Source organism: Streptomyces sp. 4F14 (assembly GCF_048159485.1).
Classification (GTDB): Bacteria; Actinomycetota; Actinomycetes; order Streptomycetales; family Streptomycetaceae; genus Streptomyces.
This window is the reverse complement of the sequence record NZ_JBLRVY010000155.1, coordinates 1-421: the sequence shown is the minus strand read 5'-3', so window position 1 is coordinate 421 and position 421 is coordinate 1. Positions and strand designations below refer to the sequence as shown.

Genomic DNA, 421 nt, shown 5'->3' with positions numbered 1-421 from the left:
GACCGCCTCTAGCTGCGGTTTCTTTCGCTGCACAGGCCATTGTCAGTCCCCTGCGGTAGCTTCCGAAGTGCGGGGCGCGAAGACGCGCACGACGGGACGGCCACAGGGGTGGGTGGACGATGACCAACAGCACCATGACGACGGAGCTGGACTCCGCGCTGGAGAAGCACCGGACCGAGCTGACCGGGTACTGCTACCGCATGCTCGGCTCCTCCTTCGAGGCCGAGGACGCGGTGCAGGACACGATGGTGCGGGCCTGGCGGAGTTACGACAAGTTCGAGGGACGCTCCAGTCTCCGGTCGTGGCTGTACCGCATCGCGACGAACGTGTGCCTGGACATGCTGACGGCGGGCAACAAGCGGGCGAGGCCCATGGACCTGACGGAGTCGACCCCGCTGGCCCGGGCGGCGCTCTCGCCCCG

The 421-nt window shown here is 67.9% G+C and carries 1 protein-coding gene; it reads left to right on the top strand.

The window, feature by feature from the left end; translation table 11 throughout:
* Positions 1-119: 119 nt before the first annotated feature.
* Positions 120-421: sigma-70 family RNA polymerase sigma factor (locus tag ACLZOT_RS50090; protein WP_416976000.1), on the top strand; the 302-nt coding region annotated here is incomplete at its 3' end.